The sequence below is a fragment of the Nodularia sp. UHCC 0506 genome (assembly GCF_034931045.1).
In the GTDB taxonomy this organism is placed as follows: Bacteria; Cyanobacteriota; Cyanobacteriia; order Cyanobacteriales; family Nostocaceae; genus Nodularia.
On sequence record NZ_JAYGHH010000071.1, the window covers coordinates 6,126 to 19,209 of the forward strand.

The following is a 13,084-nucleotide window of genomic DNA, read 5'->3' on the forward strand; positions in this document are numbered from 1 at the left end:
CTGAACCACTTAGTAAACCTGTCAAGGCGTTAGAATATATACCAGATGCGGCAGGTTTGGTGATTTCCAGTTCTCATTTAGACAATTTGGGTAGCAGTGATTTAGCCCAACTCTGGACACAAGTCAAAACGGCTCTCTCTGGTTCTGGAACTGATGCAATTTCTACTTTACTCAAGCCTTTAGCTGAACTTCAGAAAAGCCAGGGGATAAACTTAGCAGAGGATATTTTTAGTTGGGTAAAAGGAGAATATGCTTTAGCTGTGTTACCCCATGCGGGAGAAGGCGCTGCTGATTGGGTGTTTGTGGTGGAACAATTAGAGGATGTCCCAGAAGGAATTTCGCGTTTAGATGCGATCGCTTCCTCTCGTGGACTCAACATTAGTTCTTTCAACTTAAATCAACAAAAAATCTTTGCTTGGACAGAGTTAAATGCAGTAAGTAAACAAACCGATACTCAAGCACTTCCAGCATTTGCCATTGAGGCCGATGTAGAGGGAGTACACACAACTCTCGGAAATTATGAGATTTTTGCCTCCAATTTGGAAACTTTAAATCAAGTGATCACCACCAAGAATGGTTCTTTGGTCAGCGATAGCAATTTTCAAGATAGTATTGCGGCGATTCCCCAACCCAATCAAGGGTATATCTATCTCGATTGGACAAAAAGCCAAACTCTGTTAGAGCGTCAATTGCCGATTTTGCAGTTAGTGGAAATTGTCGGTAAACCGTTGTTTCAAAACCTGCGATCGCTCACAATCAGTAATTATGGTGGTGAAAAAGGATTGCTCAAAGGCGGAATATTATTTCGATTCCTGGACTGATAAGTTTTTACAGAGGGTTAACAAACAAAACCTTTTGTAACATTTTTCTTTTGATCCCTACTGTGAAATTTGCCAATTGTCCAAAAAATCATCTGGAATTGTTGCACGATCAAATGTTGTATATATCATCAAGATAAAGCCTGTTGGGATGCTCCTTATGAAATACCGTCGCCCCCGGCATCATTTTCGCGGTAGCTGGCTTGTAGCGATAATTGCCGCCATTACAGCTACACCAGCAATAGCAACAACATCACATTTTGGTACATTCAGCCTGTCGCCAGGTTTTAAGCCAGCAGCAGGAATAGTTACCGGACACACAGGTGGTTATTATTCCCTGTCTGACATTAGCAGACGCGATCGCGATAAAAATGCCTGCATTGGTTTTGCTGACCCCCAACCAGATCACATTTTGACGTTGGAAAAAGACTTTGATCGGCTGAACATACAAGTCAACAGTGGCGGGTATGACACCACCATACTTATCCAAGGGCCAGACGACAAAACAATACGTTGCGGCGATGACACTGGTACAAACAAAGATGCCAGCTTTGAAGACAAAAACTTTAAAAGCGGTACTTATAAAATTTGGGTAGGGACTTTTAATCCTGGAGTGAGGCGTAACTATACTCTAACGGTGCAGCAGAAATAATTCCCCAATCGCCAGCAAAAAAAGAACGGAAAAAAGGGATAAAAATTTGCTTCGAGTCCAATTCCCCCCTGCACCTCTGCCTCTTCCTACTCTCTAACTTTCAGAGTTGACACCAGGAACGATATTATGGGATGGTAGCTTCTTTTGCTTTCCGAGGGTACTATCTCGTGCTATCTAGACTACGTGCTGATTTTCGCATCATATTTGAACGTGACCCGGCTGCCCGTAACTGGTTAGAGGTCTTGTTTTGTTACCCAGGTTTGCAAGCCCTACTATTCCACAGGCTGGCTCACTGGCTGCATCATATTGGTCTTCCCTTTTTACCCCGCTTGATTTCTCACACAGCTAGGTTTTTAACGGGAATCGAAATCCATCCAGGCGCAACAATTGGGCAGGGTGTATTTATTGATCACGGTATGGGCGTAGTAATTGGTGAAACGGCGATAGTGGGCGATTACAGCCTGATTTATCAAGGTGTTACCCTTGGGGGAACTGGTAAACAAACCGGCAAACGCCATCCCACTGTAGGGGAAAATGTCGTAGTTGGAGCCGGCGCAAAGGTATTGGGTAATATTCAAATTGGCAATAATGTTCGGATTGGTGCTGGGTCAGTTGTTCTCAGGGATGTGCCTACTGATTGCACAGTGGTAGGTGTACCCGGTCGCGTTGTTTATCGTTCTGGCGCGCGAGTTGCTCCCCTAGAACATAACAATTTACCAGATTCAGAAGCTGAAGTCATTCGTGCTTTAGTTGATCGGATTGAATCTTTGGAACAACAAGTACAAAATCTCCAAAATCATCAAAGTTCCCCAAAAACCCATGTTTTAGCCGTTTCTGTAGTCTCTCCCGAAAGTGATTTGTTAAAAGATGCTCCCTTGTGTAGCCTCAGAGATAAAGCAATTCAACAATTTTTTGATGGTGCGGGGATTTAAAGAGGCAGGGGAGAAGAGGCAGGGGGGCAGGGTGCAGGGTGCAGGGGGGAGAAGACGGTAACTTCCCAATGACCAATGACTAAGGGACTTCCAAATAAAAAAACACCCAATCACCTAACGTAAAATATCTCTCAAAGTCTCATAACTCTGTGTCCTCTGCGTCTCTGTGGTTCGTTTATTTGGATAATTTATTTTTTGGAACTCCCTAATGACTAATGACTAAGGATTAATTTCTTGGGTAGACCACTCTTGCTGCTCGTTAAGGCAGTAAATTCGGCGATTTTGTGGTTCACCCCGCAATTCTAAATGATCTACCTCCTGGGGTTCGAGTAGTAATAGGCAAAAATTGGGCATCGGCTGGGCGGGATTAGGTGGTGATGGTTCAAAGGCTTTTGGTTGATCTACTCTGGCTTGACCAGGATGAGGCCAAGCAAATTGTAAACGCGCTGCATCACTTAATTCTTGCCAAATTTTGATCCGGGCTGATTGGATGGGGTGAGAAGTATCATCTCCAATTAAAGTTAAGCAGCCAGAAATGCGAAATTGTTCTCTTGTGTTGGGGAAGTACCAACAAATCTCTGCCCAAGGTTGTTGTTGTATTTGGTAAACTTTATCACTCCGAGCATCAGTAATAAATTTTAGCTGGTTGCTATCTTCCAAAAAGCCCCGAAAAACAACGGTACGATTAGCAGGACGATTATTTTCCCGGACTGTTGCTATTTGTAGGTAACGAGCGTAAACTAGGCTACGATTACGATGTAAAGCATGAGCGATCGCACTTCGCCAAGGAGCAATGGACATTATTATAATTACCTACCAAAGTAAAATTTGTTTTTTAACTTCTATAATATCTAAGTAATCTTCAGTAAATGCTTTTCGTAATAACAAATGAGGGATAAATTGATCATACTTTTGCAGTTCTGGGGCTTCTGCGGAACTGACTAAATCTGCTGCTGTAATTCTTTGTTCACACAATGAAACAAGTTCTGTTTGCAGATGTTTAAATTTATCTTTACCTAATTTAATTATCAAATAATAAGGATTCACCCCACTAATACTATTAATTTCTAACGATTCTCGACAAAAAGAATTCAGCAACCTTTCCAAAGTCCGGTAAGCCACAGTACCCATCCAAGGAAAGATACAACATTTGCCTTTTTCTAATTGTAAAATATTTCGTTTATCTAATCCAGCATTTCGGCTAACTTGCCGAACTAATTTTAAACGTGATTGAGCATTCTTTTGCAAGTAACTATATTCTACATCTTCTAGTAATACTTGACGCATCCTTTGCAAAACTCTGGTGTGAATGCTACCACTACCGCCCCGCCAATAAATAGTAGCTTTACCTGCTACTGGCTTCACTAAAATTACCTTTTTTTTCAAGTCAACTTCTAAAACTTCCCAAGTTCTACCGGCTAAGGCGAATTGATTACCCACAGGGGACGGTATGGAAATACTGCCAATTTCCGTTGTCCCTTGCTTAACTGCATATTCTTGACTATCAGCAAAGACAGCATAAAACTGAAATTTTCCGACTATCTTTTCTCCAGACAAACCAATGATTAATTTACCTCTTTCTGTTTTCTGAATGTGGTCTATATCAATTAAATATTGTAATAATAGCTTAAATTCTGCTGAGGAAATAGCCGCAAAGGGTGATAAATTTAAAATTTGTTTAGCTAAAGCCGCAGGTGTCATTTCTCCTGTTGCTGCCAAAATACTCATTGTCTGATGATATAGCAAACTCAAAGGATATTTTATCGCTTCTATCGGTTCAATCCAACGTTCTTCTAGATAAAGTTGAAGAATGGCAATAGATTGTAAAAGTTGCCAAGGAATTTGTTCTGGTAAAGGTGCTTCAGCTAATGGTTGATTTTCCCCACAAATTAAGCGCATATCAGCAGCTTCACCTCTCCTTCCACTGCGTCCTAAACGTTGTAAAAAACTCGCAACAGACAAAGGTGATTCTAACTGAATAACTCTCTCTAAATGACCAATATCGATGCCTAATTCTAAAGTTAGAGTAGCAGCAGTCACAGCCGGATTTTGAGGTTCGCGCATGGCATTTTCCGCAGATTGGCGTAAGCTAGCAGATATACTGCCATGATGTACGTGATAAATGTCTGGTAATGCTTCTGCTGTAGCAATTCGGCGTAAAGATGCAATGACTGATTCAGTTTGAGTGCGATTATTAGCGAAAATCAGACATTTACGAGATTTGCTGAGGTTGAAAATATATTTCTCGTAAGCTGTGGAATCTGATTCATCAATTTCATTATCAAGATAAAAATGTTCTACAGCCAGCTTAATTTGACGTTTTTCAGAGGTGATATTGGGAGTAATTACTGGCTTGTCAGTTCCAGAACGTAACCACTCTTCAGCCATTGCATAATTACCGAGGGTTGCTGATAAACCAATACGGCGGGGTTGGGTTTTTGTCAAGTTGGCTAAACGCTGTAACTGACAAATAATCTGACAACCACGTTCAGAACCCATAAAAGAATGGATTTCATCAATGATTACAAATCGTAAATCACCAAATAAGCGTATCAAATCATTATTCTTGTTAATTAACAAACTTTCTAAAGATTCTGGCGTAATTTGAAGAACGCCTTGGGGATTCTGAATAAGTTTATTTTTACGACTTTGCGCGACATCGCCATGCCAATGCCATACTGGAATAGCTGCTGTTTTCAACAAGTCGTTGAGGCGTTCAAATTGGTCATTAATTAAAGCTTTGATGGGACCAATATATAATACACCAATACTTTTAGCGGGTTTTTCATGTAATAGAGTCAACACTGGTAAAAATGCTGCTTCTGTTTTTCCCGCCGCAGTTGCAGCCGCAATTAATAAATGAGCCTCACTGTTAAATATAACTTCAGAAGCTGCTAATTGTACTGGTCGTAATTCAGTCCAGTTGTGATCATAAATATACTCTTGGATAAAGGGTGCGAGTTTAGAAAAAGTCATTAGTCATTAGTCATTAGGTGTAGCGACTGTCTTGATTGTCAAGTGCGATCGCAGTTTAACCCAACTAAGAAGATAGATAATCGCACTTAGAGAGATATTTTTAATTTCAAATAGATGAATGTTAATAGTGCATTAGGTAAAAAGCTGAAAGCATTGATTTATCTCAATTTTCTCAAAAATCTATTGCAACATTTTAGCCTTGTCAGTCCAGTACAAGATGGCGATCGCACTGGTGAATTTCTCGAACTGCTGCAAGTGTGGACTGAGAAAGCCAAATCAAATATAGAATTTGCTATAAAAGTTTTCAATACTTGAATAAAAAAGTTTTATAGTGTTATTACTACTGACTCTGATTGTAAAAAAAACTTGGACAAGTGAGTTTATTTACCAGTCAGAGTCAGTTAATACAGTATTTAACTATAGGAATCCTATTTGATATTTGAAAACATACTGAGACTGAAAAGCCTGTTTTCTCAGGATTTCATTCAAAATCTTGTTCAGTAATCAGACAGGAGTCCTATATCTGACTTTTCACGGGAAGTCCTCAAACGGCGAAACCACGTAACTTTTTCCACAGGCTAATTATCAATAACTCTAAGTTAATGATAATGGCTAGCGTAAAAATAATGGTTTGAGAAAAGCTCAAAATGGCGTTTTCCAGATGCCGTGAAAAGTCAGAGTTAACTATGTGTTAATCACTGTTTGTTCAAGCGTATCCTTCTTAGGATGCACTTACTGTTGCTCCACTCTTGAACGCACTGGACTTCGAGTACCGCACTTGGAATTGGGGAATGATGTTAAAAGTGACGGTGAAATCTTCTTGGGTTGGTCCAAATAGATGTTTCAATCCCCACCAGTATTTATACTCTACTTCAGCACCTGGTGCTACTAAACCTAAATCTAGAACTCCTAGATCCGAAACTGATCCATCTGAATTGCGTGTGTTAGCATCCCAAGTCATTCCTGTGTCGTCGAGATCCAGAAACAACTTTACATCGCTTAAGGGAAGTTTGCCAGTGTTTTTGAACGTGATTTTCCCATTAACGTATCCATTGTTGCTATCTGCTTCGGTCACACCAACCCATTTTCCCCAGTATTCATGTTTGATCTCAAGGTACACATCTGTAAATGTATCAGTTTTCCGGTCAGTGACACCACCCATTTTGATATTCCTCTAATTAATTGTTTTGGAATTTGATTCAGTCGAAAATGAACTCCGGGATCAAGTAATATTTTCATTTTCAACATCAAGTTAAACTTTATGCTATCTCCTCTGAGGGGTGGTATAAATTTATTATTTTTTAATATTTGACTGAATACGCCCCTTTATGGCAAAATCTGAGAGAAATACTGCCAACTCTCACTCGCCAATCTGAAACGTGCCAGACTAGAAAAATTCCGTCAAGTAGCCTACAAATATTTAGGTAGAGCAAAAAATGCTACCTTTGAGTTGACAGATGCGATATTGCTGACCAGAGCGCACTACCAGATCGGCGATGACAAAAAAGGAATATTTATCCTCATCAGGTCAAAAATTTCTCCACACTTCTAACAAATATTTCAACACCCATCGCTAAGGCAGTTTCATCAAAATCAAATCGGGGATGATGATGGGGATAGGCTAGATTTTTCTCAGGGTTAGCAGATCCGAGGAAGAAATAACAACCAGGAACTTCTTGTAAAAAGAATGACATATCCTCACCGCCCATAGTTTGGCATTCTGGTACGATACCCATAGGGGTTTCGATCACTTCTTCTGCTACTGATCTCACCAGTGCTGCTATATCCGCATCATTAATTACTGGGGGATAAAGACTCCAGTATTCTAAGTCATATTTTGCCCCATGACTTTGACAAACTCCGGCAATGATTTGCTCAACGCGCTGGTTAAAAAATCCTTTAAAATCTGGCTTAAAGTACCTAATAGTACCACTCATGCGGGCTTTATCTGCAATGATATTCAGCTTCGTTCCTGCATGAAGTTCGCCGACTGTTACCACGGCTGAATCAATGGGATTGACGTTACGCGCCACAATGGTTTGTAGGGCATTGACAATTTGGGCTGCAACCACAATAGAATCAATGGTTTGATGCGGCATAGCACCATGTCCACCTTTACCCAAAATGGTGCAGTTAAAGCATTCTACAGATGCCATTAATGCCCCAGCCCGGACACCTACTGTTCCCAATGGCAAATTATTCCATAAATGTAACCCGATAATTGCATCCACATCAGGGTTTTTGAGTACCCCGGCTGCAATCATTGGTTGTGCGCCGCCTGGCCCTTCTTCGGCTGGCTGGAAGATGATTTTTACTGTACCGCTAAAATTGTGCCGATGTTGCTGAAGATAGTATGCTGTACCCAGTGCGATCGCAGTATGTCCATCATGTCCACAAGCGTGCATCACTCCATCATGTTGCGATTTATAGGGAACCTCATTCAGTTCTTGAATGGGCAAAGCATCCATATCAGCCCGAATCGCCAACACTTTCTCCGCACCGGGTTTGCTTCCCTTGATAGTAGCCACAATACCAGTTTGAGCTATACCAGTTTCATGTTCAATTCCCCATGCTTGCAATCGGCTAGAAACTAACTCAGCCGTGATTTTTTCTTTAAACCCTAACTCTGGTTTTTGATGCAATCGTCGCCGCCACTCTACTAATTGCGGTTGCAAGGAGCGAATTTCTAGACGAACGCGAGATAAGTCTACAGAAGAGTTGGGAAAAGTGGAAACCATGATCAAAAAAAGCTCGTTTCAGTAAAGCTAACTGAGGATATTTTCCAAGTTTAATCTTTCTCAAAGAGTTCAGCTTGAATATTTCCTCTGTGTTTATTCGCAAATTTCACAATCAGCTTAATCTTTCCCAATCGAGATGGGATGCGACTTGAGCGAGTTTATCTAAATCTTCTAAGTTATCTAAATAAGGCAAACAACCTAAAACTGGCGTATTAGTTAGAGATTGAATTAAATCCGATGGTGTCCAGTCGGCTATTTCCGCATCTGTACGGGGTTGTACACAATTAAGCACAATACCTTTAAGATTTACCTTTGATTGCCTAGCCAATGCCACATTCGCCACGGCTTGAGCGATCGCACCTAATCTGACTGGTACTACCAATACTGTTGGTAAACGCCAATCACCGGCTAAATCAGCCACTGTCAACTCATCAGTGATCGGGGAACCTAAACCACCCAAAGCTTCGACCAAAACGAAATCACGCTGCGATCGCAACTGAGAAAAAGCTTGCCACACCACAGCCAAATCTACTTGGCGATTTTCCTTAGCGGCGGCGATGGGAGGAGCCAGGGGGGCGGCAAAATACAAAGGTGTAATTTCTTCGGCAGATTGCTCTAAAGAGAATAACTTTTGGTATACTTCGCGATCGCCTATCCCCGATTGAATCGGTTTCATAATTCCCCAGCTACTTTGGGGATAATATTTTTGCCAATAGGCTGCCAATGCTGTTGTTAAAACAGTTTTGCCAGCCTCCGTATCAGTCCCAGTAATCAGTAATGTTTTCAACAATCTCTTTGGTGATTACTTTCTAAATATGCACACTTCTATCAATTGTAATACATCACAGTTAGTAATTCGTAATTCGTAATTAAGCAGGCTGTTTTATAATTCTGGCGTGCTATCAGTAGGGGTATTATTTTCCTCTCCGCTCAAGTCAGGACTAGGTATTGATGGTGGTGTTGGGGTGGGAAATGGTGTTTCTTCTGTAGGTGTTTCTGTGGGTGTCGGGGTGGGAATGAGAATTGGCGTTTCTGTCGGTGTCGGGGTGGGTGTAGGTGTGGGTATGACTGGGTTTTCTAATGCCACATTCAGACTGTAATCACTTTCAGCAATTTCTGGCTGTGGAATTAACTGAATAATATATCTACCAGTAATCGGCAATATTCCCTCATAAGTTATGACTTGCTGGGCATTAGTCTCAATTGGTTCTTGATTGACATCTAAGATTGTGAGCAAAATACCACTTCCTGGGTCAATAGATGTCGTTAATTTGGCTCCTTCTTCTCCGAACAATGTGTACTGAATGATTTGATTTCGTTTGATAGTGTCTTCAACGGTAGTAGTGTCAGATGCTTTCAATATCAGCCGTCTACTAAATATTACAGGTTCTACACTAGTCGGTGTGGGTTCTGGTATGGGTTCTGGTATGGGTTCTGGTGTGGGTGTTTCCTCTCCAGTGACAACTGGTGAAGGGAAAGTTTGTGGGGGTGTTACCTCTGGTGCTACATTTTGCCCATTGCGGATCGAACTTACCAATGCCCAAGAACCGACTCCCGCTAAAATTACTACGGCACTACCAATAGCCCCAAGTGCTAATGGACTATCTAAAATGGAGCTAGAGCCACTGGGTGAAATTACTGGCGCAACTTTGCGGGGTGAAACTGGTGGTGATAGTGAATCGGGACGACGGCCGACAGCAATTGTTTGGACTTGGGATAATTCTGGAGTAGAAATACTGGGTGTGTCCAAAATCTGTAATGCTTGCATGACATCAACTGCACTTTGGTAGCGATCGCCTGGTAGATGACTTAACATCTGATTTATAACTTGGGCAAATCTGGGATTCACCTTTACCCACTGCTGCCAATTCCAAGTTAGTTGAGTCGCATCAAATAGTTCGTTTACTTCTTTCCCTGTTAACAAAAATATCCCTGTCACAGCTAGTGCATACAAATCACTATGAGGGTACGCTTCCCCTGATTGCATTTGTTCAGGAGGAGCAAAGCCTAATTTACCCACGTTAGTAACTAGCGTGCTATCTGGAGACTGTAAACGCGTTGCTAGTTCTTTCACCATTCCGAAGTCAATTAACACTGGCTTGGTATCGTCATCGCGCAAAATAATATTTTCCGGTGAGATATCCCGGTGAATAATCCTACGACTATGAATATGCTCTAAAACTGGCAACAAAGAGCGAATAAATTGCAATACTTCTGCTTCAGTGAAAGTTTGACCAGCAGCTAGGCGTTCAGTTAGCAGAGTCCGGTAAGTTTTACCTGCAACGTAGTCTTCAACTAAAAATAAACGTTGATACTGTGCAAATTTTTCGCGAAATTTAGGAATTTGTGGATGTTCTATTTGATATAAAGTTGCAGCTTCTTGCTGGAAAAGTGCTTGCGCTTTCTCCCAAGCCTCAGCTTCTGTGGCTGAACTCAATTCTTTGATAGCGCAAAATTCGTGAAAGCGTCGCTCATCTTCTGCCAAATAAGTTCTGCTAAATTCCCCTTGTCCGAGAATTTGGATAATTCGATAACGGTCTTGCAGGATAGAACCAACTGTAATGGGTGCTTGCATGATTAATGAAATGTAATAGCAACTGGGGAATGAGCAACTTACAAAGAGAAGTCCCAGCAGAAAGTTATAAATTCCGTGTTATGCGTGCTAAGTAAGTCTTTTAAGTCCTATTTAACTCTATTTTCCCACTTTTTATCAGTAACTAATGTGAAAAATGGCTAAAATTGACTATAAAGGGCGAATTCACTCACTACCTGCGGGCGATAAACTTCAGCTTTTTTGTGGCTTTCTGAGTCAAGAGACGATATATGAAAACCACCATGTAGAAATAGCATCAGCCCCCAACCCTCACAACTCACACTAGTTCAATTCGCCACCCCCAAGAATTTTTTTGCTGATTTACTATCAAAAATATAGTCTGCTGGTTTATAATTTTGCAGCTAGTATCATAGAGTATTGAGTAAATGTTCAACTTTCCTTGAGGACTTTATGCGCCAGTGTTGCTACTGTTTCTGTTTCAACAATGGCTTATTCACCAAAAGGACTACAACATGAGCCAAAAATAATTATATTGAGAAATGTTTAAAGTTTTTATGAAAGCTTTAAGAAAACTCACAGATGTTTTTTTAGGCCATTTCAGCTAAATCTACTAAATATCTAATGATAGTATTGCCATGAATGCACATCGAGGATCTGCTGTGCTGAGTTCTGCAAGTTTAAAGGTGCAACCAGCAGCCACAGGAATAACTGAAAATCATCGCCTGCGGCTATTTTCTGGCTCTGCCAATGTACCACTGTCCCAAGAAGTTGCTCGTTACCTGGGTATGGACTTGGGGCCAATGATTCGCAAAAGATTCGCGGATGGAGAACTATACGTTCAAATTCAAGAATCAATTCGGGGTTGTGATGTTTATTTAATCCAGCCAACTTGTCAACCTGTTAATGACAACTTGATGGAATTGCTGATTATGGTTGATGCTTGTCGTCGCGCCTCTGCACGACAGATAACCGCAGTAATTCCCTATTATGGCTATGCTCGCGCTGACCGCAAAACGGCAGGACGAGAGTCAATTACTGCCAAATTAGTAGCTAACCTGATTACTAAAGCAGGTGCAAGCCGTGTTTTGGCTATGGATTTGCACTCGGCGCAAATTCAAGGCTATTTTGATATCCCGTTTGATCATGTTTACGGTTCACCAGTAATTTTCGATTATCTGGCTAGTAAACAGCTGTCTGATGTTGTTGTTGTTTCTCCCGATGTCGGCGGTGTAGCACGCGCGAGAGCATTTGCTAAAAAGCTGAATGATGCGCCGTTGGCTATTATCGATAAACGTCGTCAGGCTCATAATGTGGCTGAAGTCATGAATGTCATCGGTGATGTGAAGGGCAAAACAGCCATTTTGGTGGATGACATGATCGATACTGGCGGCACAATTAGCGAAGGCGCACGGTTGTTACGTCAGGAAGGTGCAGGTCAAGTATATGCCTGTGCAACTCATGCCGTTTTTTCGCCCCCTGCAAAGGAGCGTTTGTCAAGTGGCTTGTTTGAGGAAGTCATTGTCACGAACACGATTCCCATTCCAGAAAACAATCGCTTTCCAGAATTAGTGGTACTTTCGGTCGCTAATTTGTTAGGGGAAACAATTTGGCGGATTCACGAAGATACTTCAGTCAGTAGTATGTTCCGTTAACAGGGACAATACTGTTTTTGTAGTGACAATTTAGTATCAAAAAATGATGAAGTATGGAGTATGGATTTTTCCGCCTTCAGCCTTCATTTTTTATTAGCCGTCTGTCGTTCTATTTCTGTCACCACTCTTTCTAATTCTTGAACTAGGGGAGTATTTCCAGCTTTAATAAAGGCATTCACAAGGGCGCGATAATACCAAATAGTTCCTTCTTTACGTCCTTGAAAACGTTGCCAAAGTGATTCGCCTATGACACGATAATCTTTGAGAATTGACTGGGCATTGTAAAGTTTATCAGCAGCTGACACCAGTAATACTGAGGGGGAAGCAGTGGCAATGTGAGCAATATAAGTTTCTTTGCGCTGTCTCCAAGGTGGTTTGGGTGTGGTGTCGGCATCCGTACAACCATCGACAATATTTGTAACATTTTCTCCAAAGCGGCGACGAATTTCGGCTCGTGTGGCATCTCCTCCTTGGTCTTCTATGGCATCATGTAATAGAGCTGCGATCGCTTCATCTTCGTTGGCTCCATATTCTAAAGCAATACTGGCAGCACCTAATAAGTGGGCAATGTAGGGGACTCCTGAGCCTTTACGCACTTGTTTGGCGTGGAGTTGGGTGGCGTAGGTTAGCGCTGCGGTGAAGCGTTCTGTAAGCATTGTTTTTTATTATGCGCTGGTGTTGAGGTTTATTTTAAACAAACCACAGAGGCACAGAGGACACGGAGGAAGAAAGAAAGATTATAGCGGGTATACCTACTAAAAT

At 41.5% G+C, this 13,084-nt stretch carries 12 protein-coding genes; 5 read left to right on the forward strand and 7 right to left on the reverse strand.

Features of this window, described 5'->3' with window-relative positions; all coding sequences use genetic code 11:
• The 3 genes from VB654_RS23825 to cysE form a co-directional block, all read left to right on the forward strand.
• Positions 1-821 (forward strand): DUF3352 domain-containing protein (locus tag VB654_RS23825; protein ID WP_323216316.1); only part of this gene is annotated, 821 nt, incomplete at its 5' end.
• 157 nt (positions 822-978) lie between these two features.
• Positions 979-1,470, forward strand: a complete 492-nt coding sequence (locus VB654_RS23830; RefSeq protein WP_323216317.1) for a hypothetical protein — start codon at positions 979-981, stop codon at positions 1,468-1,470.
• A gap of 167 nt (positions 1,471-1,637) precedes the next feature.
• Positions 1,638-2,402 (forward strand): serine O-acetyltransferase, encoded by a 765-nt coding sequence (cysE, locus tag VB654_RS23835; protein ID WP_323216327.1) that lies wholly within the window; start codon positions 1,638-1,640, stop codon positions 2,400-2,402.
• Between the two features lie 219 nt (positions 2,403-2,621).
• Here the strand turns inward: cysE and VB654_RS23840 are convergent, their stop codons facing one another.
• Positions 2,622-3,203, reverse strand: coding sequence for an Npun_F5749 family FMN-dependent PPOX-type flavoprotein (locus VB654_RS23840; RefSeq protein WP_323216318.1), 582 nt, complete (start codon positions 3,201-3,203; stop codon positions 2,622-2,624).
• Positions 3,204-3,215: 12 nt separating this feature from the next.
• Positions 3,216-5,378, reverse strand: a complete 2,163-nt coding sequence (locus VB654_RS23845) for a DEAD/DEAH box helicase (protein WP_323216319.1) — start codon at positions 5,376-5,378, stop codon at positions 3,216-3,218.
• A gap of 114 nt (positions 5,379-5,492) precedes the next feature.
• Between VB654_RS23845 and VB654_RS23850 the strand changes: the two genes are divergently transcribed.
• The gene (locus tag VB654_RS23850) at positions 5,493-5,693 is read left to right on the forward strand and encodes a hypothetical protein (RefSeq protein ID WP_323216320.1); all 201 of its coding nucleotides are present in this window, start codon (positions 5,493-5,495) and stop codon (positions 5,691-5,693) included.
• Between the two features lie 406 nt (positions 5,694-6,099).
• On the opposite strand, the gene VB654_RS23855 is transcribed toward VB654_RS23850, so the two are convergent.
• The 4 genes from VB654_RS23855 to VB654_RS23870 form a co-directional block, all read right to left on the reverse strand.
• Entirely contained in the window at positions 6,100-6,540 is a 441-nt protein-coding gene (locus VB654_RS23855; RefSeq protein WP_323216321.1) for a hypothetical protein, read from the reverse strand.
• A 361-nt stretch (positions 6,541-6,901) separates the two neighbouring features.
• Positions 6,902-8,116, reverse strand: a complete 1,215-nt coding sequence (locus tag VB654_RS23860; RefSeq protein WP_323216322.1) for a M20 family metallopeptidase — start codon at positions 8,114-8,116, stop codon at positions 6,902-6,904.
• Positions 8,117-8,228: 112 nt separating this feature from the next.
• On the reverse strand, positions 8,229-8,903 hold the full coding sequence (gene bioD, locus VB654_RS23865; RefSeq protein WP_323216323.1) for a dethiobiotin synthase: 675 nt from the start codon (positions 8,901-8,903) through the stop codon (positions 8,229-8,231).
• A 96-nt stretch (positions 8,904-8,999) separates the two neighbouring features.
• Positions 9,000-10,691, reverse strand: a complete 1,692-nt coding sequence (locus VB654_RS23870; protein ID WP_323216324.1) for a serine/threonine-protein kinase — start codon at positions 10,689-10,691, stop codon at positions 9,000-9,002.
• A 614-nt stretch (positions 10,692-11,305) separates the two neighbouring features.
• Here VB654_RS23870 and VB654_RS23875 point away from each other — a divergent pair.
• A complete protein-coding gene (locus VB654_RS23875; protein WP_323216325.1) occupies positions 11,306-12,322 on the forward strand; it encodes a ribose-phosphate pyrophosphokinase in 1,017 nt (338 codons plus the stop codon).
• Positions 12,323-12,405: 83 nt separating this feature from the next.
• Here VB654_RS23875 and VB654_RS23880 read toward each other — a convergent pair whose 3' ends face one another.
• A complete protein-coding gene (locus tag VB654_RS23880; RefSeq protein ID WP_323216326.1) occupies positions 12,406-12,978 on the reverse strand; it encodes an HD domain-containing protein in 573 nt (190 codons plus the stop codon).
• Positions 12,979-13,084 lie beyond the last annotated feature (106 nt).

Coding starts and splice junctions, on each gene's coding strand:
- VB654_RS23855 (WP_323216321.1), bottom strand. CDS start 6,540: ATGGGTGGTGTCACTGACCGGAAAACTGATACATTTACAGATGTGTAC.
- VB654_RS23880 (WP_323216326.1), bottom strand. CDS start 12,978: ATGCTTACAGAACGCTTCACCGCAGCGCTAACCTACGCCACCCAACTC.
- VB654_RS23870 (WP_323216324.1), bottom strand. CDS start 10,691: ATGCAAGCACCCATTACAGTTGGTTCTATCCTGCAAGACCGTTATCGA.
- VB654_RS23860 (WP_323216322.1), bottom strand. CDS start 8,116: ATGGTTTCCACTTTTCCCAACTCTTCTGTAGACTTATCTCGCGTTCGT.
- VB654_RS23840 (WP_323216318.1), bottom strand. CDS start 3,203: ATGTCCATTGCTCCTTGGCGAAGTGCGATCGCTCATGCTTTACATCGT.
- VB654_RS23850 (WP_323216320.1), top strand. CDS start 5,493: ATGAATGTTAATAGTGCATTAGGTAAAAAGCTGAAAGCATTGATTTAT.
- VB654_RS23830 (WP_323216317.1), top strand. CDS start 979: ATGAAATACCGTCGCCCCCGGCATCATTTTCGCGGTAGCTGGCTTGTA.
- VB654_RS23875 (WP_323216325.1), top strand. CDS start 11,306: ATGAATGCACATCGAGGATCTGCTGTGCTGAGTTCTGCAAGTTTAAAG.
- VB654_RS23845 (WP_323216319.1), bottom strand. CDS start 5,378: ATGACTTTTTCTAAACTCGCACCCTTTATCCAAGAGTATATTTATGAT.